Annotated in this window: 24 protein-coding genes; 16 read left to right on the top strand and 8 right to left on the bottom strand. The window is 74.2% G+C overall.

All coding sequences use genetic code 11. The features are described from left to right. Positions 1 to 58: 58 nt before the first annotated feature. The gene (locus ACZ6JS_RS21935; RefSeq protein WP_469300113.1) at positions 59 to 334 is read left to right on the top strand and encodes a hypothetical protein; all 276 of its coding nucleotides are present in this window, start codon (positions 59 to 61) and stop codon (positions 332 to 334) included. 146 nt (positions 335 to 480) lie between these two features. Here the strand turns inward: ACZ6JS_RS21935 and ACZ6JS_RS21930 are convergent, their stop codons facing one another. From ACZ6JS_RS21930 to ACZ6JS_RS21920, 3 genes are all read right to left on the bottom strand, one after another. Beyond that, on the bottom strand, positions 481 to 852 hold the full coding sequence (locus ACZ6JS_RS21930) for a VOC family protein (protein WP_469300112.1): 372 nt from the start codon (positions 850 to 852) through the stop codon (positions 481 to 483). Between the two features lie 46 nt (positions 853 to 898). Next, positions 899 to 2,002: a PP2C family protein-serine/threonine phosphatase gene (locus ACZ6JS_RS21925; RefSeq protein WP_469300110.1), complete on the bottom strand. Its 1,104-nt coding sequence runs from the start codon at positions 2,000 to 2,002 to the stop codon at positions 899 to 901. A 115-nt stretch (positions 2,003 to 2,117) separates the two neighbouring features. After that, on the bottom strand, positions 2,118 to 2,936 hold the full coding sequence (locus ACZ6JS_RS21920; RefSeq protein WP_469300108.1) for a LysR substrate-binding domain-containing protein: 819 nt from the start codon (positions 2,934 to 2,936) through the stop codon (positions 2,118 to 2,120). Positions 2,937 to 2,994: 58 nt separating this feature from the next. Here ACZ6JS_RS21920 and ACZ6JS_RS21915 point away from each other — a divergent pair, with 58 nt between their 5' ends. Then, positions 2,995 to 3,399, top strand: a complete 405-nt coding sequence (locus ACZ6JS_RS21915) for a DUF5997 family protein (RefSeq protein ID WP_469300106.1) — start codon at positions 2,995 to 2,997, stop codon at positions 3,397 to 3,399. Positions 3,400 to 3,536: 137 nt separating this feature from the next. Here the strand turns inward: ACZ6JS_RS21915 and ACZ6JS_RS21910 are convergent, their stop codons facing one another. Together ACZ6JS_RS21910 and ACZ6JS_RS21905 are read right to left on the bottom strand one after the other, a co-directional pair. After that, entirely contained in the window at positions 3,537 to 4,112 is a 576-nt protein-coding gene (locus tag ACZ6JS_RS21910; protein WP_469300104.1) for a YdeI/OmpD-associated family protein, read from the bottom strand. Positions 4,113 to 4,156: 44 nt separating this feature from the next. Next, on the bottom strand, positions 4,157 to 4,612 hold the full coding sequence (locus ACZ6JS_RS21905) for a DoxX family protein (protein ID WP_469300103.1): 456 nt from the start codon (positions 4,610 to 4,612) through the stop codon (positions 4,157 to 4,159). A 368-nt stretch (positions 4,613 to 4,980) separates the two neighbouring features. Between ACZ6JS_RS21905 and ACZ6JS_RS21900 the strand changes: the two genes are divergently transcribed. The 5 genes from ACZ6JS_RS21900 to ACZ6JS_RS21880 all read left to right on the top strand — a co-directional run bounded on the left by ACZ6JS_RS21900 (position 4,981) and on the right by ACZ6JS_RS21880 (position 10,018). Next, positions 4,981 to 5,949 carry a tellurite resistance/C4-dicarboxylate transporter family protein gene (locus ACZ6JS_RS21900; RefSeq protein ID WP_469300101.1) on the top strand — a complete coding sequence of 323 codons (969 nt, stop codon included), beginning with the start codon at positions 4,981 to 4,983 and terminating at the stop codon, positions 5,947 to 5,949. Between the two features lie 49 nt (positions 5,950 to 5,998). Beyond that, positions 5,999 to 6,433 carry a VOC family protein gene (locus ACZ6JS_RS21895; protein WP_469300100.1) on the top strand — a complete coding sequence of 145 codons (435 nt, stop codon included), beginning with the start codon at positions 5,999 to 6,001 and terminating at the stop codon, positions 6,431 to 6,433. A 115-nt stretch (positions 6,434 to 6,548) separates the two neighbouring features. Then, positions 6,549 to 7,235, top strand: a complete 687-nt coding sequence (locus ACZ6JS_RS21890) for a Rossmann-fold NAD(P)-binding domain-containing protein (RefSeq protein ID WP_469300098.1) — start codon at positions 6,549 to 6,551, stop codon at positions 7,233 to 7,235. Positions 7,236 to 7,292: 57 nt separating this feature from the next. Further along, positions 7,293 to 9,608, top strand: coding sequence for a phosphatase domain-containing protein (locus ACZ6JS_RS21885; RefSeq protein ID WP_469300096.1), 2,316 nt, complete (start codon positions 7,293 to 7,295; stop codon positions 9,606 to 9,608). Between the two features lie 53 nt (positions 9,609 to 9,661). Then, positions 9,662 to 10,018: an NYN domain-containing protein gene (locus ACZ6JS_RS21880; RefSeq protein WP_469300095.1), complete on the top strand. Its 357-nt coding sequence runs from the start codon at positions 9,662 to 9,664 to the stop codon at positions 10,016 to 10,018. 6 nt (positions 10,019 to 10,024) lie between these two features. On the opposite strand, the gene ACZ6JS_RS21875 is transcribed toward ACZ6JS_RS21880, so the two are convergent. Then, the gene (locus tag ACZ6JS_RS21875) at positions 10,025 to 10,486 is read right to left on the bottom strand and encodes an SH3 domain-containing protein (protein ID WP_469300094.1); all 462 of its coding nucleotides are present in this window, start codon (positions 10,484 to 10,486) and stop codon (positions 10,025 to 10,027) included. Between the two features lie 471 nt (positions 10,487 to 10,957). On the opposite strand from ACZ6JS_RS21875, the gene ACZ6JS_RS21870 reads away from it, so the two are divergent. After that, positions 10,958 to 11,332, top strand: coding sequence for a YbjQ family protein (locus ACZ6JS_RS21870; RefSeq protein ID WP_469300093.1), 375 nt, complete (start codon positions 10,958 to 10,960; stop codon positions 11,330 to 11,332). A 45-nt stretch (positions 11,333 to 11,377) separates the two neighbouring features. Next, complete coding sequence (locus ACZ6JS_RS21865; protein ID WP_469300091.1) at positions 11,378 to 12,007, top strand: class I SAM-dependent methyltransferase; 630 nt, start codon at positions 11,378 to 11,380, stop codon at positions 12,005 to 12,007. A gap of 22 nt (positions 12,008 to 12,029) precedes the next feature. On the opposite strand, the gene ACZ6JS_RS21860 is transcribed toward ACZ6JS_RS21865, so the two are convergent. Beyond that, positions 12,030 to 12,989 carry an EamA family transporter gene (locus tag ACZ6JS_RS21860; RefSeq protein ID WP_469300089.1) on the bottom strand — a complete coding sequence of 320 codons (960 nt, stop codon included), beginning with the start codon at positions 12,987 to 12,989 and terminating at the stop codon, positions 12,030 to 12,032. A gap of 29 nt (positions 12,990 to 13,018) precedes the next feature. Here ACZ6JS_RS21860 and pdxR point away from each other — a divergent pair, with 29 nt between their 5' ends. The 4 genes from pdxR to ACZ6JS_RS21840 all read left to right on the top strand — a co-directional run bounded on the left by pdxR (position 13,019) and on the right by ACZ6JS_RS21840 (position 16,260). Further along, entirely contained in the window at positions 13,019 to 14,488 is a 1,470-nt protein-coding gene (pdxR, locus tag ACZ6JS_RS21855) for a MocR-like pyridoxine biosynthesis transcription factor PdxR (RefSeq protein ID WP_469300087.1), read from the top strand. Positions 14,489 to 14,588: 100 nt separating this feature from the next. Continuing rightward, positions 14,589 to 15,044, top strand: a complete 456-nt coding sequence (locus ACZ6JS_RS21850) for an LPXTG cell wall anchor domain-containing protein (protein WP_469300086.1) — start codon at positions 14,589 to 14,591, stop codon at positions 15,042 to 15,044. An 8-nt stretch (positions 15,045 to 15,052) separates the two neighbouring features. After that, a complete protein-coding gene (locus ACZ6JS_RS21845) occupies positions 15,053 to 15,742 on the top strand; it encodes an RNA polymerase sigma factor (protein ID WP_469300085.1) in 690 nt (229 codons plus the stop codon). After that, positions 15,739 to 16,260 (top strand): hypothetical protein, encoded by a 522-nt coding sequence (locus ACZ6JS_RS21840; protein ID WP_469300083.1) that lies wholly within the window; start codon positions 15,739 to 15,741, stop codon positions 16,258 to 16,260. Before ACZ6JS_RS21845 ends, ACZ6JS_RS21840 begins: the two co-directional genes overlap by 4 nt. A 31-nt stretch (positions 16,261 to 16,291) precedes the next feature. On the opposite strand, the gene ACZ6JS_RS21835 is transcribed toward ACZ6JS_RS21840, so the two are convergent. Continuing rightward, entirely contained in the window at positions 16,292 to 16,747 is a 456-nt protein-coding gene (locus ACZ6JS_RS21835) for a MarR family winged helix-turn-helix transcriptional regulator (protein ID WP_469300082.1), read from the bottom strand. 183 nt (positions 16,748 to 16,930) lie between these two features. Between ACZ6JS_RS21835 and ACZ6JS_RS21830 the strand changes: the two genes are divergently transcribed. From ACZ6JS_RS21830 to ACZ6JS_RS21820, 3 genes are all read left to right on the top strand, one after another. Continuing rightward, entirely contained in the window at positions 16,931 to 18,154 is a 1,224-nt protein-coding gene (locus tag ACZ6JS_RS21830; RefSeq protein ID WP_469300080.1) for an MFS transporter, read from the top strand. 33 nt (positions 18,155 to 18,187) lie between these two features. Further along, entirely contained in the window at positions 18,188 to 18,628 is a 441-nt protein-coding gene (locus ACZ6JS_RS21825) for a GlcG/HbpS family heme-binding protein (RefSeq protein ID WP_469300079.1), read from the top strand. 79 nt (positions 18,629 to 18,707) lie between these two features. Next, positions 18,708 to 20,315 carry a beta-N-acetylhexosaminidase gene (locus ACZ6JS_RS21820; RefSeq protein WP_469300077.1) on the top strand — a complete coding sequence of 536 codons (1,608 nt, stop codon included), beginning with the start codon at positions 18,708 to 18,710 and terminating at the stop codon, positions 20,313 to 20,315. Positions 20,316 to 20,352: the final 37 nt, after the last annotated feature.

Below are 20,352 nucleotides of genomic sequence, written 5' to 3'. Positions count from 1 at the left end.
GGAGGGATCCGGCTCCTCGCCGTCCCGCCCGGAAACGACCGCGGGCGAGGTGTGTTCCATGCGAAGGCCCATCCGAACCGCCGGGGTCCTCACCGGCCTCGTTCTCACGCTCGGCGGCATCGTCGCCGCCGCCCCCACCGCCCCGGCGGACATCCCGGCCTGCACGCAGATGGCCGCGCAGGCCGGCACGGAGACCACCGACGCCGTCACGGCCGCATGCCGGCGCGGTGTGGTCGCAGACCTGCAGGGCTGCGTGAACGGCCTCACCGAAGCCGGCGTCCCGGGCGGCGCGGCCACCGGCGCCTGCCGTCTGGCGGCCCAGGAACCCCGGTAGGCGGCCACCCGCGGACACGCGATGCCGACAGCCCCCGCCCCTCACGCGCGGCGGTGCAAAACTGGCGGCGCACCAGGGGGATCGGCGCCGCTGCCGCGCCGGCCCTGCCGCGCCGGCCCTGCCGCGCCGGCCCTGCCGCGCCGGCCTCAGCCGTGGGTCGCGTCGATCACGCAGAAGCGGTTGCCCTCCGGGTCCGCCAGCACCACGAAGTCCGGGTCCTCCGGGTACGAGTCCCAGTCCACGTGCCGCGCCCCCAGCGCCACCAGGCGCGCCACCTCCGCCGCCTGCTCGGCCGCGTCCGCCGCGTACAGGTCGAGGTGGACGCGGGGGTGTTCCTGGAGCGGCGTGACGCTGCGCCCGAGGGCCAGTCCGGGCCCGCCGCCGTCAGCCGGGACCAGGACGGTCCAGCCGTCGTCCACCTCGCCGCCGCGCGGCACGTAACCCAGCGCACCGGACCAGAATTCCGCGGCCCGCCGCACGTCCGCGGCGCCCATGACGATCGTCCCTATGGTCAGCATGAGCCGATTCTGGCAAATCCGGGTCGGCCGGGTCGTGGCCCGTGCGTCAGGGCCGCGCGGGCCGCTCGACCGCGACCATCGCGGCGTCGTCGTCGAGCGTGTTCCCGGCCGCGTGCGCGAGCAGGTCCTCGCACAGGTGGTCCAGCAGGGCCTGCGGGCGCATGCCGGTCCACGCGGCGACACGCTCCTCGAGGGGATAGAAGGTGCCCGCCCGGTCGCGCGCCTCCAGGACCCCGTCCGTGTACAGGAGCAGCACGTCACCCGGCCCGAACGGAAAGGTCTGGGCGGTGACCGCCCCGGTCATGAGCCCGGCGAGACCGAGCGGCGGCGCGGGCCGGTCCACTTCGAGCCCCATGGCTGAGCCGTCTTGGAGCAGGACCAGCGGCGGCGGATGCCCGCAGCTGACCAGGCGCAGCACCGGCTCGTCGTCCGGGATCTCCAGCACGGCCGCGGTCACGAAGCTCTCGCCCTCGTTCCCTCCGTCCAGGTCCGCGGAGACCGCGGCCTCCAGGTAGTCCACCAGTCCGGAGAGCTCGGCCTCCTGGTGGGCGGAGGCCCGGAAGGCACCGAGTACGAGCGCGGCGTCCCCGACCGCCTCCAGGCCCTTGCCGCGCACATCGCCGATGATCAGTCGCGTCCCCGTGGCCGTGCGGGCGGCTGCGTACAGGTCGCCGCCGATCCGGGCTTCCGCCGCCGCGGCCAGGTACACCGAGGCGACGCCCAGCGGGCCGATCCGGTCGCGCAGCGGCCGCAGGACCACCTGTTGGGCGGTCTCGGCCACCGTGCGCAGCTGCACCACCTCCTTCTCGTGTACCTCCCGCAGGTGGGCGAAGAAGGTCACGAAGACCGAGATCATGACCAGCGCGATGATCTGGAAGGTGTGGTTCAGGTCGGTCAGGGTGGTGCGCGTCACCGAGACGATCACCTGGGCCAGCACGGCCACCAGACCCACGAAACCCGTCATCCGGGGCCCCGCGAACGAAGCCGTCATGGCCGGTGCGGCGGCCAGGAAGGGCCCGAGGTGCACCTCGGGCGGGGCGAGGATGTCGACCACCGTCACGACCGCGATGAGCGCGAACGGGGCCACCAGCTGCGCGTGGCTCAGCTGCCGGGGCCGGTGATGACGTGTGAGCGGCGGCCGGAGATCCATCCCTCCTGCATACACCGCGAGGCGATCGCGACCCCCGAAGCCAGGCCGTGGGCGAACCGGCCGGTCCACCGACGGTTCAGCCCGGCCCGTCCCCGGCGTGCCCCGGGCTCCGGCCCTACGGACGCCGGCGGGGCTTGCCGCCCTTGCCGCCCTTCGCTCCGCTGCCGCCCCTGGCGGCTCCGGAGCCCCCTCGCGGGTTCTTCCCCGCCGGCTTCCCCGTCGCGGCCGCGGCCCCGCGCCGGGCCCCCGCGCCGCCCTTGCCCGTACCCGTGGCCTTCTCCGGCGCCTTGCGCTTCGCCTTGGGCTGCGGCGCGGTCTGCTGACGGCCCCGCGTGCTGTTCACCGTCCGGCCGCGGACGATCCCGATGAACTCCTCCACCAGATCGGGAGTGGGCTCCTCCTGCGGCCAGGACAGCGCGACCCGCGACGTGGGGGCGTCCGTGACCGGACGGTAGGTGAGGTCCCTGCGGTGGTGGAGACGGGCCAGGGACTGGGGCACGACGAGTACGCCCACGCCCGCCGCCACCAGCTCGATCGCGTCCGCCGTCGTGGCGGGCCGCTCGATCGCGGGCTGTCCGGGCAGCTTCTCCCAGTCGAGGGTGTCGTCGAGGGGATGCCACACGACCTCGTCGGCGAGGTCCTCGGTGGTGACTTCCTCGGCCGCCGCCACGATGTGGTCCTTGGGGACGACGACCACCGTGGTCTCGGTGTAGAGGGGGATCGCGCTGAGGTCCGTACCGTCGACCGGGAGCCGGACGAATCCCGCGTCGGCGTCCCCGGCGCGCAGGACGCCCAGCACCTCGGCGGAGGACACCTGGGCGAGGGCCAGTGGGACGTCGGGCAGCCGCTCGTTCCAGATCCGCACCCACTTGGCAGGGGTCACGCCGGGGACATAAGCGAGCCGGAACGCATGGGGTACTTCCGAGCCTGTCACCCCGCAAGGTTACCGGGCGTGGTCGGAACCCGTGCACACGCTCGATACCCTTGACCTCATGACGTCGCACCAGAACACCCAGACGATGAAGCCCGCGACCGCGGCGAAGAAGCTGGGCGTGTACCTCGAGGCCACCCCCGCAGAGTTCCAGGAGGGTGTCGTCTCGCGCAGTGAATTGAGTGCGCTCCAGGCCGACCCGCCCCAGTGGCTCCAGGAGCTGCGCCGCAACGGTCCGCACCCCCGGCCGGTGGTCGCCTCCAAGCTGGGCGTCTCCATCGCGGGCCTCGCCCGTGGCGGAGTCACCGAGCCCCTCACCACCGAGCAGATCGAAGCACTGAAGCAGGAAGCCCCCGAGTGGCTCCAGCGGGAGCGGGCCACCCAGGCCGAGGTCCGCAAGGAAGCGGTGCGGATCAAGGAGCGCAACGCGGAGCGGGCCGAGAAGCCGCGCAACCAGGAGTCCTGACCGCCGCGGTCCGGATTCCCCGGACTCCCCGCAGGCCCGGCCTCCCCTCGCGGGGGAGGCCGGGCCTGACGTCTTGACGCGGACCGCCCCACCGGCTCACCGCCCCACCCGGCCGAACGGGCCACTTGCTCAACGGCTCATTGCGGAGGGTCACCGGCCAGCAGGCGCACGGCCCGCTCGAGCCGGGCCTGCCGGGTCTGCGGCGTCAGTGCCTGGAGCAGCGGCAGTGCCACCAGATAGCGCCCGGTCCGGTCCAGCGCCTCGAAGGCCGCCCGGGCCTCCGGGCGCGCTTCGAGGGCCGCCTCGAGGTCCTCCGGAACCCCCGCGGTCCGCTGCGAGGCGTAGGCGGCGACCCAGCGGCCGTCCGCCTGCGCCCTGCGCACCTCGGCGAGCCCCGGTTCGCGCATACGGCCCGCGGCGGTCAGTGCCGCGACCTTGTCCACGTTCACCTGCGACCACAGGCTCCTCGGCCGGCGCGGCACGTACTTCTGCAGATAGTGCAGAGCGTCGAGGGAGCGCCGCTGCCCGGAGATCCAGCCGTAGCAGAGCCCGATGTCGACGAGCTCGTCATCGGTGACCGACGCGATACCGGACTTCTTCTTCGCGAGCTTGATCCACACTCCCTCCTTGCGCGTGTGGTGCTCGGCGAGCCAGCTCTCGAACGCCTCGGCGTCCGCGAAGCCGACGATCTCCACCCCGTTGAGTTCGTCCATATGCCCCAGGCTATCGGCCGTCGAGCTGTCGACGAATCGATTGCTCAGGCGGTCACGGTCTCCGGGCGGGTGTCGTCGCGGTGCCCCGAGGGGGCCGAAGTGCGCGATGTGAACAGCGAGTCCAGTGCGAGCGCGCCGGGTCCGGTGAACACCAGGAGCAGGAAGGCCCAGCAGAACATCACGGAGGCCTCGCCGCCGTTCTGGAGCGGCCAGAGCGCGCCGGGCTGATGCACCGTGAAGTACGCGTACGCCATGGATCCGGAGGCGACGAAGGCGGCCGCGCGGGTGCCCAGGCCCAGGAGGACCAGGGAGCCGGCGACCAGCTGGATGGCGGCCGCGTACCAGCCGGGCCAGGTGCCGGCCGCGATGGTGCCGCCGCCGTGGGCGCCGCCGAGGACGCCGAAGAGGGAGGCGGCTCCGTGCGAGGCGAACAGCAGGCCCGTGACGATCCGGAACAGGCCGACGGCGTAGGGCCGGGCGTGGTCGAGTTGTGCGTTCAATGGGGGAGGCTCCTTCGGTCGGGGACGGGTCCCGAAGTCGTGCCGAACGCGCTCGAGCGCGAGCGAGCCATAGGTTAGGTAGCCCTAACAGGAGTGACAAGCGCGAGTTCCGGCCACCGTGCCGGACGCCGGTAGGACGCAGGTCGGGGCCGATGGGCGTGAACGCGGAAGCGGGAGGCCGAGGGGGCCCGCCGGTCCGTTCCCCTGTGACGGACCGGCAGGTCTTCGTCCCACCCCGAGCCTAGGACGGGGCCGCCCCCCGCCCCGTGCATCGCGCGCACGTTCCGTTGATCTTCAGCGCAAGAGGTTTGGACGCCGGTCGGCCCAGCCCGCTGGCGGCCCGCCGCCCCCTGGGGTCCGCTGTAGGTGTGAGCGTCCTTCCCGGCCCGGGCTGGTGGACCGGGCTCCCGCCGGCGGCGGGAGCCGCCGTCATGGCCACGGGCATCATCTCCGTCGCCCTGCACATGACGGGACACGAAGCGTCGTCGTTGGTCGCCCTGGTCATCTCCGTCGCCCTGTGGCTCGTACTCGCCGTCGACTTCACTGCCCGGCTCGTGGGCGACCGCGGGCGTTTCCGTGCCGAGGCCGACACCCCGGCCGCGCTGACGGCCGTCGCCGCGACCACCGTCGTCGGCACCCGTCTCTCCCTCCTCGGGTGGCAGACCGCGGCCGCCGCCCTGCTCGCGCTGGCCGCGGTGCTCTGGCCCGGTCTCCTGTTCAACGTCGTACGTCACTGGCGCCGCCGCATGCCCGGAGGTGCCTTCCTCGGCTGCGTGGCCACGCAGGGGCTCGCGGTCCTCGCGGCGGTGCTCGCCGCCGCCTGTCGGCAGGACTGGCTGGCCCGGGCGGCGCTGGCCGCCTTCTGCCTCGGACTGCTGCTGTACGCGGCCGCCTTCTTCAGGTTCGACCTGCGCGAGGTGGTGGGGGGCGCCGGAGACCACTGGGTGGCGGGCGGAGCGCTCTCCATCTGCGCCCTGGCCGGCTCCAGGCTCACCGCGTCACCCGTATGGTCGGGTTCGGCCCACACGGCTCTGCGTACCGTCACGCTCGTCGCGCTCGCCCTGTCCCTCCTGTGGTACGCCGTCCTGCTCGCCGCCGAACTGCGCCACCCCCGGCCGCGCTACGACATCCGCCGCTGGGCGACCGTCTTCCCCCTCGGCATGACGGCCACCGCCTGCCTCTCCGTCGCCGAACCCGCCGGCGTCGCCTGGCTGGTGCCGCTGGGGGAGTTCCTGCTCTGGATCGCAGTGGCGGCCTGGCTGGTCACCGTCGCCGTACTCGTCTCCTCCCACCTCACCGCCCGGCGCCCGCCCCGCCGGGGCGTCCCACCGGCGTGACGGCGCCCTTCCTGTGGCGCGGCCTGCGGCCGGTCAGTAGGGTCCCGGCATGGCGTACACGTTCCAGGTGACCATCGACTCGCCCGACCCGCACCCGCTCGCCGACTGGTGGGCCGACGCCCTCGGCTGGGAAGTGGAACCCAGCGACGAGCAGTTCATCCGCGGCCTGATCGCGGCGGGGCACGCGACCGAGGACGACACCACCACCCACCGCGGCACCCTCGTCTGGAAGACGGGCGCGGCGATCCGCCACCCCGAGGGGCTGGACGGCGCGCCGCGCATCCTCTTCCAGCTCGTCCCGGAGGCCAAGACCGTCAAGAACCGGGTGCACCTCGACGTCCGCACCGGCGACGACGATCCGAAGGAGCTGGTCGAGCGCCTCGTCGCCAAGGGGGCCCAGCACCTCCACGAGGGCCGCCAGGGCCCCAGCACCTGGACGACCCTCGCCGACCCCCAGGGCAACGAACTCTGCGTCTCCCACTGAGTCGCAGGACCCCGCGGGACCCACAAGGACTCCCGGGTCCCGCCGGGTCCCGCCGGGTCCCGCGACCCCGCCCGCCTCCGTGCGCGAAGGCCCGGCAGCGCCTACGCTTCCACGGGTGAACGTCCTCCTCTTCGGCGCGACCGGAATGCTCGGCCGGAGCGTCCTGCGCGAGTGCCTGCGCGACGGCTCGGTCGACAGCGTCCTGGCCGTCGGGCGCTCCCCGCTCGGCGTCACCCACCCCAAACTGCGCGAGCGGGTGCAGGACGACCCGTCCGACCTTTCCGCCGCCGGGGTCGACCCGGCCGCCCACGACGCCTGCTTCTTCTGCCTGGGCGTCTCCTCCGTCGGCATGAAGGAGGAGGAGTACCGGCGCGTCACCCACGACCTCACCCTCGCCGTGGCCCGCCCGCTCGCCGCGGCCAACCCCGGAATGACCTTCGTGTACGTCTCCGGAGTGGGCACGGACAGCACCGGGCGGGGCCGCTCCATGTGGGCCCGCGTCAAGGGGAGGACCGAGAACGACCTGCTGGAACTCCCCTTCCGCGCCTACATGTTCCGCCCCGGCATCGTGCAGCCGGTGCGCGGCGTCCCGTCCAGGACCCGGCTCCACCGCGTGCTCTACGCCGTCACCGCGCCGCTCGTCCCGCTGCTGCGGAGGTTCGCACCGGACCTCGTCATCACCTCCGAGGCCTTCGGCCGCGCCATGATCGCCGTCGCCACGCCCGGCACCGAGGTGCCCGGCCACATCCTGCGGCCCGCGGACATCAACCGCTTGGGGGGTGCCCCGACCAGGCATAATTGAGTACCGGGCACACCCTCCCGCGGGTGAGAATGAGCCATCTCGAACCGGGAGGACCCCATGAGCCAGGAGACCCTGACTCTGCATGACCTGCTGCCCGCCCAGGCGCTGGCGGACTCGATCGACGCAGGATACGTGACCCGCAAGTCGCACCCCGAGCTGCCGCTGTCCATCTACACGTACACGCGGACGGCCCAGTACGAACGCGTCTGGAACGAAGTCACCACGCGCTGCCGCGGTCTCGTCGCCGACGACGAGACCGGCGCGATCGTCGCCCTGCCGCTGCCGAAGTTCTTCAACGTCGGCGAGCACGAGTCCGGCCAGCCGTACGCCCCCGCCCTCCCCGACGAGCCGTTCGAGGTGTACGACAAGGTCGACGGCAGCCTCGCGATCGTCTTCCACTACGCGGGCCGCTGGCGCGTCGCCTCCAAGGGGTCCTTCACCAGTGCCCAGGCCACCTGGGCACAGCGCCGGCTCGACGGTGCGGACACCGCTGCCCTCCACCCGGGCACCACCTACCTCGCGGAGATCCTGTACCCGCAGAACCGCATCGTCGTCGACTACGGCGACCGCCGCGACCTCGTCCTCCTCGCGGCCTTCCGGACGGACGGCGCCGAGGTCCCGCTCGCCGAGGCAGCGGCCCACTGGGGCGGGGTGGGTTCCGTCGTCACGGCGTGGCCCGCCATGCCCCTCGACGAGCTGCTCGCCCTGACCGAGTCCAACACCCTGCCCGGCGGGGCCCCCGCCAACGGCATGGATGCCGAGGGCTTCGTCCTGCGCTTCGCCTCCGGCGTGCGCGCCAAGGCCAAGCTGTCCGAGTACGTACGGCTCCACAAGGTGCTCACCGGCGTGACCGCGCGGGACATCTGGCGCGGCCACGGCATCCAGCGCTTCGCCGGCCTGCCCGCCAAGCAGCTCGCGCAGGGCCTGAACTGCACCGTCGCCGACATCGACGCCTGGGGCGGAAAACCCCTCGACGCGCTCCTGGAGCAGGTGCCCGACGAATTCGACCACTGGGTGCGCGAGGTCGTGGCCGGCCTGGAGGAGGCAGCCGCCCGCCACGAGCGCGCCATCGACGAGGCCTTCGCGGGCCTGGCTCACCTGACCGGCGACCGGGGGGCCTTCGCCCGGGCGGTCGCGCAGCTGCCCGACCGTGGCGTCCGGCCGGCGATGTTCATGCGGCTCGACGGCCGGCCCACCGAGCTCACGACCTGGCGCCAGGTACGGCCGGACGCCGCAGATCCCTACATCACCGACGAGGAGAACAAGACCGTGCCCGAGCAGGGCGACCGGTCCGCGCCCGCGCAGGAGCGGACGCCCGCCGCCGCGCCCGCGCAGAAGCGGACGCCCGCCGCCGCGCCCGCCCGCGCCCCGCATGCGGCGCCGCGGATCCCGGCGCCGGCGGCGGACCGGCCCGACCGCCCCGCGGAGCCCGAGGCACGGCTGCCCGTCGTCCACGTCATGACGGGACTGCCCGCCTCCGGCAAGACGACGGCCGCGCGCGCCCTCCAGGCCGAGGCCGGCGGCCGCATGCGGCGCGTCAACCTCGACGACCTGAGGGCCATGCTCGACCTGCCGGACCCCGGGCGGGGCCGCAGCTTCGCCCACGAGCAGACGGTCCTGGCGGTCCAGGACGCGGCGGTCCGCGCGGCCGTCGACGGCGGTTTCGACGTGGTCGTCGACAACACCCACCTGACCAAGAACATCCCCAAGCGGCTGAAGGCGGCCGTCGGCGGTCTCGCGACCTTCGTCGTGCACGACTTCACCGACGTCCCGCTGGAGGAGTGCCTGCGCCGGGACGCCGCCCGCGAACGGCAGGTCGGCGAGGAGATCATCCGCATCCTGGCCGAGAAGCACGGCAACGCCCGCAAGGGCGGCTGGCGTCTGACGGCGGAGTGGATGAACGGCGGGTCGGGCGCGGTGGCCGCGCCGCCCGTGACGCCCTACGTCCCCGACCCGGCGCTGCCGGCGGCGGTGATGTGCGACATCGACGGCACGCTCGCGCTGACCGGCGACCGGGGGCCGTACGACTTCACGCGCTGCGAGCTCGACCTGCTCAACGAGCCGGTGCGGCAGGCGCTGGACGCCTTCCGGCGTGCGGACGGCGACGTGATCGTGCTGCTGTCGGGCCGCAGCGAGGAGTACCGGCCGCAGACCGAGGCCTGGCTGCGCCGCCACCAGGTGCCGTACGACGAGCTGTGGATGCGCGCGGCGGGCGACACGCGTCGTGACGACGTGGTCAAGGCGGAGCTGTTCGACGCGCACGTGCGCCACCGCTACGCGGTGCGGGTGTCGCTCGACGACCGCGACCGGGTCGTCGCGATCTGGCGCCGCATGGGCCTGCCCACCTGGCAGGTCAACTACGGCGACTTCTAGGGGCTCAGGGGTTGTCCGGCCGCGATCCGCCGGACAGCCCCTACAGTTCCCTTGTGAGGAAAGTGCTGATCGTCGATGCCGCGAACGTCGTCGGCTCGGTGCCGGACGGTTGGTGGCGCGACCGGCGCGGCGCGGCCGAACGGCTGCGTGACCGGCTGGCCGCCCGTGACGACGGCGAGGAGGTCGTCCTCGTCGTCGAAGGCTCCGCCCGCGGCGTCGGGTCCGTGCCCGGCGTGCGGGTCGAGACGGCGCCCGGCAGCGGTGACGACCTGATCGTGGAGCTGGCCGCGGCCCATGCGGGGGACGGCTGCTCCGTGGTCGTGGTCACGGCCGACCGCGAACTGCGCAAACGGGTCCGGGCGCACGGTGCGCGGTGCGTGGGACCGCGTTCCGTACGCCCGGTGGACTGACCGGGGTCAGCGGCAGTACTTCACCTCGGAGAGGTTCCTGACGTAGCGGGCGGAGACCCACTGCTCGTTCTCGTACGCCTTCGCGCGGTTCGGGTCCTGGCGCTCCTCGCGGCCGGAGCCGTTCTCCCAGTCCTCGCGCTCGACGTGCAGGCGGTACCAGATGCGGTTCCCGTCGACCTTCTCACCGTACTTCTTGCACTCGATCTCGACCCTGCTGTTCGGCTTCACCTGGCCGATCGCGCGGGAAGCGGTGGTCGGCTTGCTGCGGACCTTCAGCGGTCCCCTGGAGACGACCCTGCCGAACGCGTACTTGTCGTACGGGTATCCGCCCGGCTGGGCGGACGCGGGACCCTCGCCGACGATGATCTCCTGCGGGCCCTCGTCCGCGACGGCGGCGCCCACCCCGACCAGACCGAGAACCAGGCTTCCTGCGGCGAGAGCGAGGATGGTTCCGGTGGGCTTCAGCATGAGCCGACTCCTCTGTGAAGACGTCCGACCGGCCGCTGCGCGCGGCGCGGGATGGCAACAGGCGGCTGCCACGGACGACTATGACGAGGGCCGGACCCGCAGCCCCGATGACTCACCGGCTTTTAGCCCGATATGCCCAACCTGTCCACCTGGGTGCGGCGGCTGTGCCCGCCCCCGTACGGGCACGGCCGCGCAGCGGGACCCCGGGGGACAGGGCCCGTGCGGCGGCTGTGCCCGCCCCCGTACGGGCACGGCCGCGCAGCGGGACCCCGGGGGACAGGGCCGCTGCCGGCCGGGCGGCCGGCAGAGCAGCGACGGAACGGCGCCGGGCGACGCGGCCGGACCGCCGCCGACGAGTTCGACCCGGCGCCGTGCCCGGCGAGGTCGCCGGAGAGGCTCCGGCCGCCCGAATGCCCCGGCCGCGGGGCTTCCCGGATGCGGGTGGGGGCAGGCGGAGCAAGAGTGGGTCCCATGGGTATCGACGACTACGGCGGCGGAGCCGGCGCGCACGAGAGCGGCGTCCTCGTCGTGACGACCAACGACGTCCCCGGCTACCGGGTCGAGCGCGTCATCGGCGAGGTCTTCGGACTCACCGTGCGCTCCCGCCACCTGGGCAGCCAGATCGGCGCCGGACTGAAGTCGATGATCGGCGGCGAGCTGAAGGGCCTCACCAAGACCCTGGTCCAGACGCGCAAGCAGGCCATGGACCGGCTCGTCGAACAGGCGAAGGCGCGCGGCGCGAACGCCGTGCTGATGATGCGCTTCGACGTCACCGACGCCGCCGACGTCGGGACCGAGGTCTGTGCCTACGGAACGGCCGTCATCCTCGTCCCCGCCTCCACCTGACCTTCCCTGTACGGTGGTTGCTCCGCAGGCGAAGGGGGCGGCCCGATGAGTCGACGCAAGTCGGCGGCTGAGGTGTTCGACGCTCTGGGAGAGCGCTACGAAGAAGTGTTCGGCCCGGTCCCGGGCCAGATCGAGGCCCTCGACTGGCTCACCGCCCGGCTGCCCGCGGGAGCCCGCGTACTGGACGTGGGCAGCGGCACCGGGCGGCCCACCGCCGAGACACTGGTCCGCGCCGGCTGCGACGTGACCGGCATCGACGTCTCGCCGGCCATGGTCGCCCTGGCCCGCGCCAGAGTCCCGGGAGCCCGCTTCGAACAGGCCGACGTGCGCACCTACACGCCGCGAACAGCCGCCTTCGACGCCGTGTGCTCCTTCTTCCCGCTGCTGGTCATGGACCAGCCCGAGGTCGCGGCGGCACTGGACCGGATGGCCTCGTGGACCGCACCCGGCGGCTACTTCGTGATGGCCACGGTGCCGGGGGACATCCGGGGCCTGGACATCGAGTGGATGGGCCACGAGGTCACCGTCAGCAGCCTCTCCACCCAGGACCACCTGGTCCGGCTCGCCGACCGCGGCCTGGAGGTACTGCACCACCACACCGCGGTGTTCCAGCCCGCCGACGGCCTGGCGGGCCCCGAGGAGCACCTGTTCTGCTACGCCCGGCGCAGGCCCTGACCGCCGAGGCGGCCAGGACGCCTCACGGGGCGGCAGGCGCGGGCTTCCCGCCGCCCACCCGGCCGGTACGGGGCGCCCGCGCGGGCTCCACCGCCGCGCGGGCCGGACGCAGCCCCACCGCGAGGCCGGCGACCACCACCACCATGCCCAGCCACACCGCCGGGCCCGGGACCGGGCCGCCGGCCAGGACCCCCGCGCCGGCCGCGGCCAGCGGCGCGACCCCGGTCAACAGGCCCGCCCGGCCCGCGCCCACCGCGGCCACCGTGCGGTACCACAGGAGGAACGCCACCGCTGTCACCATCACGGCGAGGTAGCCGGCCGACGCCCACTGGCCGGCCCGCAGCGACCCCAGGTCCGAAGGCGTCTCGAACAGCACCGTGAGGCCTGCCAGCATCAACGCCCCCAGCCACACCGCGTGGACGGACACCCCCCATGCGCCGTGCCGGCGCAGCACCGGTACGGCCAGCAGCGTGAAGGCGGCCTCGCAGGCCAGCGCGAGCGCGGCCCAGGCCACTCCGGCGGCGTCCGTCCGGCCCGTGCCCTGGACCAGCACCGCGCCCGCCACCACCACCGGAGCCGCCAGCAGCACCCGCAGGCTCGGCCGCCGCCTCTCCAGGAAGGGCCCGATCACCCCCAGCAGCACCGGTACGGAGGCCACCGCCACGGCGATGACGGCCGGTTCGGCGTGCGCCACCCCGCGGACGACCGCCACGTTGAACAGCACCAGGCCGGTCGCAGCGATCCCGCCCAGCCACAGCCACTCCCGGCCGCGCGGCCGCAGCACCGGCACCCGGGCGGCCCGGGCCAGGGCGAACAGCAGCAGTGCGGCGGCCGCGTACCGCACGGACTGGACGGCGAACAGCGGGGCGTCGACGAGCGCGTGGGAGACGGTGACGCTGCTGCCGACCAGCGCCATCCCGGCGACACCGGGGGCCAGGTCCCGGAAGGCGCCGGAGGGGGAGGTGGGGGTGGTTGTCTGCATGCGGTCCAGCGTGTCCCCACAATGGACTCATGAGCAGGTCCAATGAGGGTGCGGTCCAGGGGTCCAAAAGCCCGAGCGGCTCCGACTTCCTCCAACTCGACATCGGCCAGGCGCCGGCCGGCGGCCGCACCGACTGGCTGGCGGGCCGGCTCCGCGCCGCCATTGCCGACGGCACCCTGCCCGTCGGCAGCCGGCTCCCCGCCAGCCGGATCCTCGCCGCCGAACTGCGGGTCTCCCGCGGGCTGGTCACCGAGGCCTACCAGCGGCTGGCGGAGACCGGCCAGGTGGCGGGCCGGGGCCGCGGCGGGACGGTCGTCGTCGCCGCCCCGCCCCCCTCCGCCGTCCCCGCCGCTCCGTCCCTCGCACCGGACCGCGGCGGCCTCGTCGACGCGCTGCGGGCCGTGCCCTGCCGGATCGACCTCTCGCCCGGGGTCCCCGACCTGACCGCCTTCCCGCGTTCGGCCTGGATCCAGGCCGAACGCCGGGTGCTCGCCGATCTGACCCCGGCCGACTTCGGCTACGGCAACCCGCAGGGCGCGCCCGCACTGCGGGAGGCCGTCGTCGGCTGGCTGGCCCGCAACCGCGGCATCCGCGCCGATCCGGACGAGGTGGTGGTCGTCGCGGGCGTCGCCCAGGCCCTGGGGCTGCTGGCGCAGGTCCTGCGCGAGCGGGGCGTGCGCCGGATCGCGGTCGAGGACCCCGGCTCGCTCGGCGCCCGGCAGCAGCTCGAGTACGGGCGGATGGAGACGGTCCCCGTCCGCGTGGACGAGGCCGGGCTGGACGTGGCGGCGCTGCGGGCGAGCGGGGCCGAGGCCGTCCTGCTCACCCCGGCGCACCAGTTCCCCACCGGGGTCGTCCTCGACGGCGAGCGCCGACGCGACCTGCTCGCCTGGGCGGCCGCAGGAGGGCTGGTCATCGAGGACGACTACGACGCCGAACACCGCTACGACCGTGCGCCCGTCCCCGCGCTGCGCGCCCTGATGCCCCAGGGCGTCTGCTACGCCGGAAGCGTGTCCAAGCTCCTCGCGCCCGCGCTGCGCCTGGGCTGGCTGCTGGTCCCGCCGCACCTGCGCGACGCGGTGGCCGCCGCCAAACGCTACGCGGACCTCGGCAATCCGGTCCTCGCCCAGCTGGTCCTCGCCCGGCTCATGGACTCGGGCGAGCTGGAGCGGCACCTGCGCTTCGTCCGGCGCCGCCACCGGCGCCGCCGGGATGTCATGCTCCGGGCCGTCGCCGAACGGCTCCCGGGGGCCCGGGTCCACGGAGCCGCCGCCGGCCTGCACCTGACGGTCACCTTCGACGGCGCCGGCTTCGACGACACCGACCTGGCCTCGGCGGCCCTCGACCTCGGGGTCAAGACCCACCCGCTGTCCTGGCACCGCCACCGGCCCGGCCCGCCGGGCCTGATCCTCGGCTACGCGGCGGGCACCGCGGGGGAGATCGAGGACGGCATCGCCACCCTGGGCACGGCCCTGGGCGGTCTGACGGATGGCGGATGAAAGTTTTTCCGCAGCGGCGGCAACCTGCCGGACGGTCGCGCGTCGTGCGGGGGTGAAGGGGCGCGGTCCCGCACCCCCGACCCGACCGTGGAGAACCACCGTGAAGAACCTGAAGCGTGTCCACCCGGCCGTCCGCCGCACGGCCGTCGCCGCAGCCGCCGCGGGGACGGCCGTCGCCCTGGCCGGCCCCGCGTACGCCGCGAGCGGCGGCTCGGCCGCGCCCGCCCCGTCGGTCAGCCTCCCGGCGAGCGCCTCACCCGGCGAGGGCGGCCCCCGGCCCGCTCCTTCGGTCAGCACCCCGTCGAGCACCGGCAAGGACGGGAACAGCGCGTCCCCCAGCGCCGCCCCCAGTGCTTCCCCGAGTGCCGCGGGCGGCGGTGCCGAGCCCAGCGCCTCTCCCTCGTCGCCCGCCGCCGCCCCCGAGGCGGGCGAGGGCGCCGAGCTCGCGCATACTGGCTCCTCGGCGACGACCGTCGCGATGGGGGCGGCGGCGACCGGGCTGGTCCTCGCCGGCGCCGGAGCCCTCTACGCCGTGCGGCGCCGCGCGAACAGCTGAGGAACCCCGTGCTCCACCTCGCACCGTCCGTCGGCCCCCTCACGCCCGGTCCCGGCCGGGCGTGGCGGGGCCTGTGGTCATGGCTGCGCCGCGAGCGCTCCACCGACCCGCGGGTCTCCCCCCGGCCGTACGGCCCGGCGTACGCCCCCTCGTACGGGCCGTGGCACGCCCACACCCACGACCACGACCACGCGGGCGGCGCGGGCCCGAGACCGCCCACCGTCACCGAGCTCTACCACGCTCACCGGCTCGGCATGGTCCGGCTGGCGGTGCTGCTCGTCGACGACCTCGCCACCGCCGAGGACGTGGTCCAGGACGCCTTCACCGCCCTCTACCGGCGGCACGGCGAGCAGATCGCCGAGGTCGACAACGCCCTCGGCTACCTGCGCACCTCGGTCGTCAACACAGCGCGCTCCGTCCTGCGCCGCAGGCGCACCGCGCGGGCCTGGGCCCCGCCGCCGGCGGTCGACATACCGTCCGCCGAGGACCATGTGGTCCTGGACGAGGCACACCGCGAGGTCCTCGCCGCGCTGGCCCGGCTGACACCCCGCCGCCGGCAGGTCCTCGTACTGCGGTACTGGGCCGATCTCAGTGAGGCGGAGATCGCGACGACCCTGGGGATCAGCCGGGGCGCGGTGAAGTCCAATGCGAGCCGCGGCCTGGACGCGCTGGAACGGAATCTGGAGGGTCGGATATGACGCCCGACGGCGAACGCCTCGGCGAACACCCGGGCGAGCGCCCCGTGGAGCGCAGGCTGCGCCGGGCGCTCGAGGCTCGCGCCGACAGCGTCGACGTCCGCCTGCTGCGCCCGGCGAGCCCGCCGGGGGCGCGGGCGGGACGGCGGCCCGCGGTGGAGCGGCTGCGGCGGTTCGCGCTGCCGCTCGCAGGTCTGGCGGCGGCCGCGGCCGCCGGGGTCGGCTACCTGCTGTTCGCCCCTGACCCAGAGCCCGGCCCGCAGCTGCCCGCCACCCCGCCGCGGGTGACGACCCCGGGCCCGTCCACCGGGGCTCCGCCGTCGCCTTCGCCGAGCAGGCCGGGCCCGCCCCTGGGCGGGGACGCGTCGGCGGGCCCGTCCGGATCCGCGAGACCCACCCGGTCGGCGGGCCCGACGGCTCAGGCGTCCCCGCAGCGGGCCGGATCGGTGACGCCTTCGCAGAGCTCGTCCACCATGCCGGGGGCGGCCGTCGTCTCGTCCCCCCCGCCCCCCGGGCGGTAGGCCCGACGGGGTGTCCGGGCGAAGGCGCCCCCTACGGCTTGCGGAGGTTCTCCACGACCGCCACCAGGGGGGCCAGTTCGGGATTGCCCGCAGCCTCGTCCAGGGCCTCGCGCAGGGCGGTGTCGTTCGTGGGGCGGGCCGCGGCCAGCAGGGCCAGGCCGGACGGGCTCACGTCGGTGTAGATGCCGCGCCGGTCCGTGTCGCAGATGTACCGGTTCAGCAGGCCGCGGTCCTCCAGCCTGCTGACCAGCCGGGTCGTCGCGCTCTGGCTGAGCACCACCGAGTCGGCGACCTGGTGCATCCGCAGGTGTCCGCCCGGCCCGTCGTGCTGACGGCTGAGGACGTCGAGCAGCGAGTACTCGCGGACGCTGAGGCCGTGCCCGGCCTGCAGGGCCCGTTCGATGTGCGCCTCGATGCGGCCGTGCAGGAGCGAGAGTGCGCACCAGCCCTGGGAGAGGGCGGTCAGCGCGCTGTCCGTGGCCGTCATGGGCTCCTCCATCGAAGCGTCGAAGCGTGCCGCGCGGGCGTGTGACCACCAGGGTATGCCACCATCGCAATAGCCCGCGCTTGCAAATATCCCGCGCGTGCAATTAATGTGGACGCACGTAAGCGGCGGCAGCATCGATGGGTGCGGGCCGCACCCGCACCACCTCCCTGAAGGGCACCTCCCATGCCTCTCGCACTCCTCGCCCTCGCCGTCGGGGCCTTCGGGATCGGCACCACCGAATTCGTGATCATGGGCCTGCTCCCCGAGGTCGCCGCCGACTACGGCGTCTCGATCCCGACCGCCGGCTTCCTGGTGACCGGATACGCCCTCGGCGTCGTCCTCGGCGCCCCCCTCATGACCGTGCTCGGCACCCGCATCCCCCGCAAGCGCATGCTGATGCTGCTCATGGGCCTCTTCATCGCGGGCAACGTGCTCTCCGCACTGGCCCCCGCCTTCGGCGTCATGCTCGCCGGCCGGGTCGTCGCCTCGCTCGCCCATGGAGCCTTCTTCGGTATCGGCGCGGTCGTCGCGGCCGAGCTCGTCGCCCCCGAGAAGAAGGCCGGCGCGATCGCCATGATGTTCACCGGCCTGACCGTCGCCAACGTCGTCGGCGTCCCCCTCGGAACCCTCGTCGGACAGACCCTCGGCTGGCGCGTCACCTTCCTGATCGTCGCCGCGCTCGGCGTCGCGGGCCTGCTCGGTATCGCCCGCCTCGTGCCCGAGCTGCCCCGGCCCGGGGGCGAGCTGCGCATCCGCAGCGAACTCGCCGCCTTCCGCAATGCCCAGGTGCTGCTCGCGATGGCCATGACCGTCCTCGGCTTCGGCGGCGTCTTCGCGGCGATCACCTACATCACCCCGATGATGACCGACGTCGCCGGATACGCGGACTCCTCCGTCACCTGGCTCCTCGTCCTCTTCGGCCTCGGCATGGTCGCCGGCAACCTCATCGGAGGGCGCTACGCCGACCGCGCGCTGATGCCGATGCTCTACGTCTCACTGGGCGCCCTCGCCGTCACCCTCGCCGTCTTCACCCTCACCGCCCACACCAAGGCCGGCGCCGCCGTCACCATCGTGCTCATCGGCGCCCTCGGCTTCGCGACGGTGCCCCCGCTCCAGAAGCGCGTCCTGGACCAGGCCGTCGGCGCGCCCACCCTGGCCTCCGCCGTCAACATCGGCGCCTTCAACCTCGGCAATGCCCTCGCCGCCTGGCTCGGCGGGCTCGTGATCGCCGCCGGCCTCGGCTGGACCGCCCCCAACTGGGTCGGCGCCGCGCTCGCCGCCTCGGCCCTGGCGCTGGCCCTCGTCTCCGGCGCACTGGAACGCCGTACGACCGTACGCGACCCGCACAGTCGGGTGGTCGCCGCTGCCGCGGTCCGCGAGGCCGCCGCCGCACCCGCCCGCCACTGATCGACCCCTGTCCACCACGCAAGGAGAAACCGCATGTCCACCCCCACCCTCACCCCCACGCCCACCGCTGTCGCGCCCCTGAGCACCTTGGACGCAGAACAGCTCGTCGCGGCCGCCACGACCGCCGCCGAGGCGGCGGGGGCCACGGTCAGTGTCACCGTCCTCGACGCCGGCGGACACCTGCTCGCCTTCCGGCGCGACGACCGCGCCGTACTGATCTCCGGCGAGACCAGCACCCGCAAGGCCTACACGGCCCTCCAGCTGAACGCGCCCACCGCCGACCTCGTCGACGCCGTCCGGCCCGACGGCCCGTTCCACACGCTGCCCACCGCCCTGGACCGCCCCCTGCTGTTCATCGCGGGCGGGCTGCCCGTCCACCGCGACGGCCGGCTCGTCGGCGCCGTGGGCGTCGGCGGCGGCGCCCCCGACCAGGACCACGCCTTCGCCGCCGCCGCGCTCGAGGCCCTGGTCTGAGACCGCCGGGTCGCGCGCCCGCGTCCCCCGTGCCACGTTGGTCTGGTACGGGGGACACGGGCGCACGATGCGGAAGCCGATGAAGCGCAGAAGGGTCCACACCATCGCGACGGCAGGTGCCGCCGTGCTGGCCACCCTTGCCCTCCCGGGATGCACGGCCGCCTCCGACGAGGTACGCGCCCCCAGCCCCACGGCCCAGGGCACCGCCCCCGCGACGACCGCCCCGGCCGCGGCCCCCACCCCGCCGGCCCCCTCCCCGACCTACGCCCTGTCCACCGCCCCGCGCACCATCCCGGCCGTACGCGAACACGAGCCGGCCCGCGGCCCCGGCTGGAAGCCCGCCCCCGGCGCCCGCGTCGTCGTCGCACAGGGCGACACGGCCGCGCTCTCGGACGAGGCCCGGCTGCTCGCCGGGGAACTGGGCATCACCTACGGCGAGTCGGCGGCGCCGCGCGCCGGCGACGTGGCGCTGTCCGTCGAGGGCGCCGACCGCCCCGAGTCGTACACCCTCACCGTCAAGGACGGCCGCATACGCATCAACGCCCCCGACGAAGCCGGCGTCTTCTACGGCACGCGCACCCTCAAGCAGGCCGTGCGCGCCTCCGGCTCGGCCCCCGAGGGCACCGTGCGCGACGCCCCGGCCAAGCCCCAGCGCGGCCTCAACCTCGACATAGCGCGCAAGCACTTCACACCCGAGTGGATAAAGAGCCGGCTGCGCGAGATGGCCGACCTCAAGCTCAACCAGCTCGGCCTGCACTTCTCCGACGACCAGGCCTTCCGGATCCAGTCCGACAGCCACCCCGAGATCGTCTCCACCCCGCACCTCACCAAGGCGCAGGTGCGCGACATCACGGCGCTCGCCTCCCGGCTCCACATCACGGTGGTCCCGGAGATCGACTCGCCCGGACACCTCGGCGCGGTGCTGCGCGCCCACCCGGACCTGCAGCTGCGGGACGTCACGGGCAGGGCCGTCAAGGGGGCGGTGGACATATCCAACCCGGCCTCCGCCAAGCTGATCGACGAGCTGCTGCGCGAGTACCGGCCGCTCTTCCCCGGCGGGGCCTGGCATTTGGGCGCCGACGAGTACCAGGCGCTGGTCGTCCGCGACCCGCAGGCCTCCTTCCCCCAGCTCGCACGGGCCGCGCAGCAGCGCTACGGGCCCTCGGCACGGGTGCAGGACCTGGCCACGGGGTGGCTCAACGACCGCGCCGCCGTGGTTCGCCCGTCGGGCAAGGCGCTCAAGGCGTGGAACGACGGGTTCTTCGCCGGCGGGGTCACCAGCGCTGCCAAGGACATCCAGGTCGAGTACTGGACCGGCAAGGAGATCGGCGCCCGCCCGCCGCTGGAGTACCTGCGCGAGGGCCGCAAGCTCGTGAACCTCAACGACGAGTACCTGTACTACGTGCTCGGCGAGCCCAACCAGTTCACCTACCCCACCGGCCGGCGCATCTACGAGCAGTGGACCCCGCTGGTCCTGCGCGGCACCACCGCCGTACCGGCCTCCTACGACGGCCAGATCCTCGGCGGGCGCCTCGCCGTATGGGCCGACCTGTCCGGTGCGCAGACCCAGGACCAGGTGGCGGCCGGCATCCGGATGCCGCTGGCCGCGCTGTCGCAGAAGGTGTGGGACGCGCGGACGCCGCAGCTGCCGTGGTCCGAGTTCCAGGCCCTCGCCGGCCGCCTCTGAGCGACATGCCTCCGCGGGCTGCCGACGGCGGGCCCGG

The organism is Streptomyces sp. NPDC046349, assembly GCF_055587885.1.
Note: the sequence above shows the minus strand (reverse complement) of the source record. Positions and strands in the feature narration are given on the sequence as shown.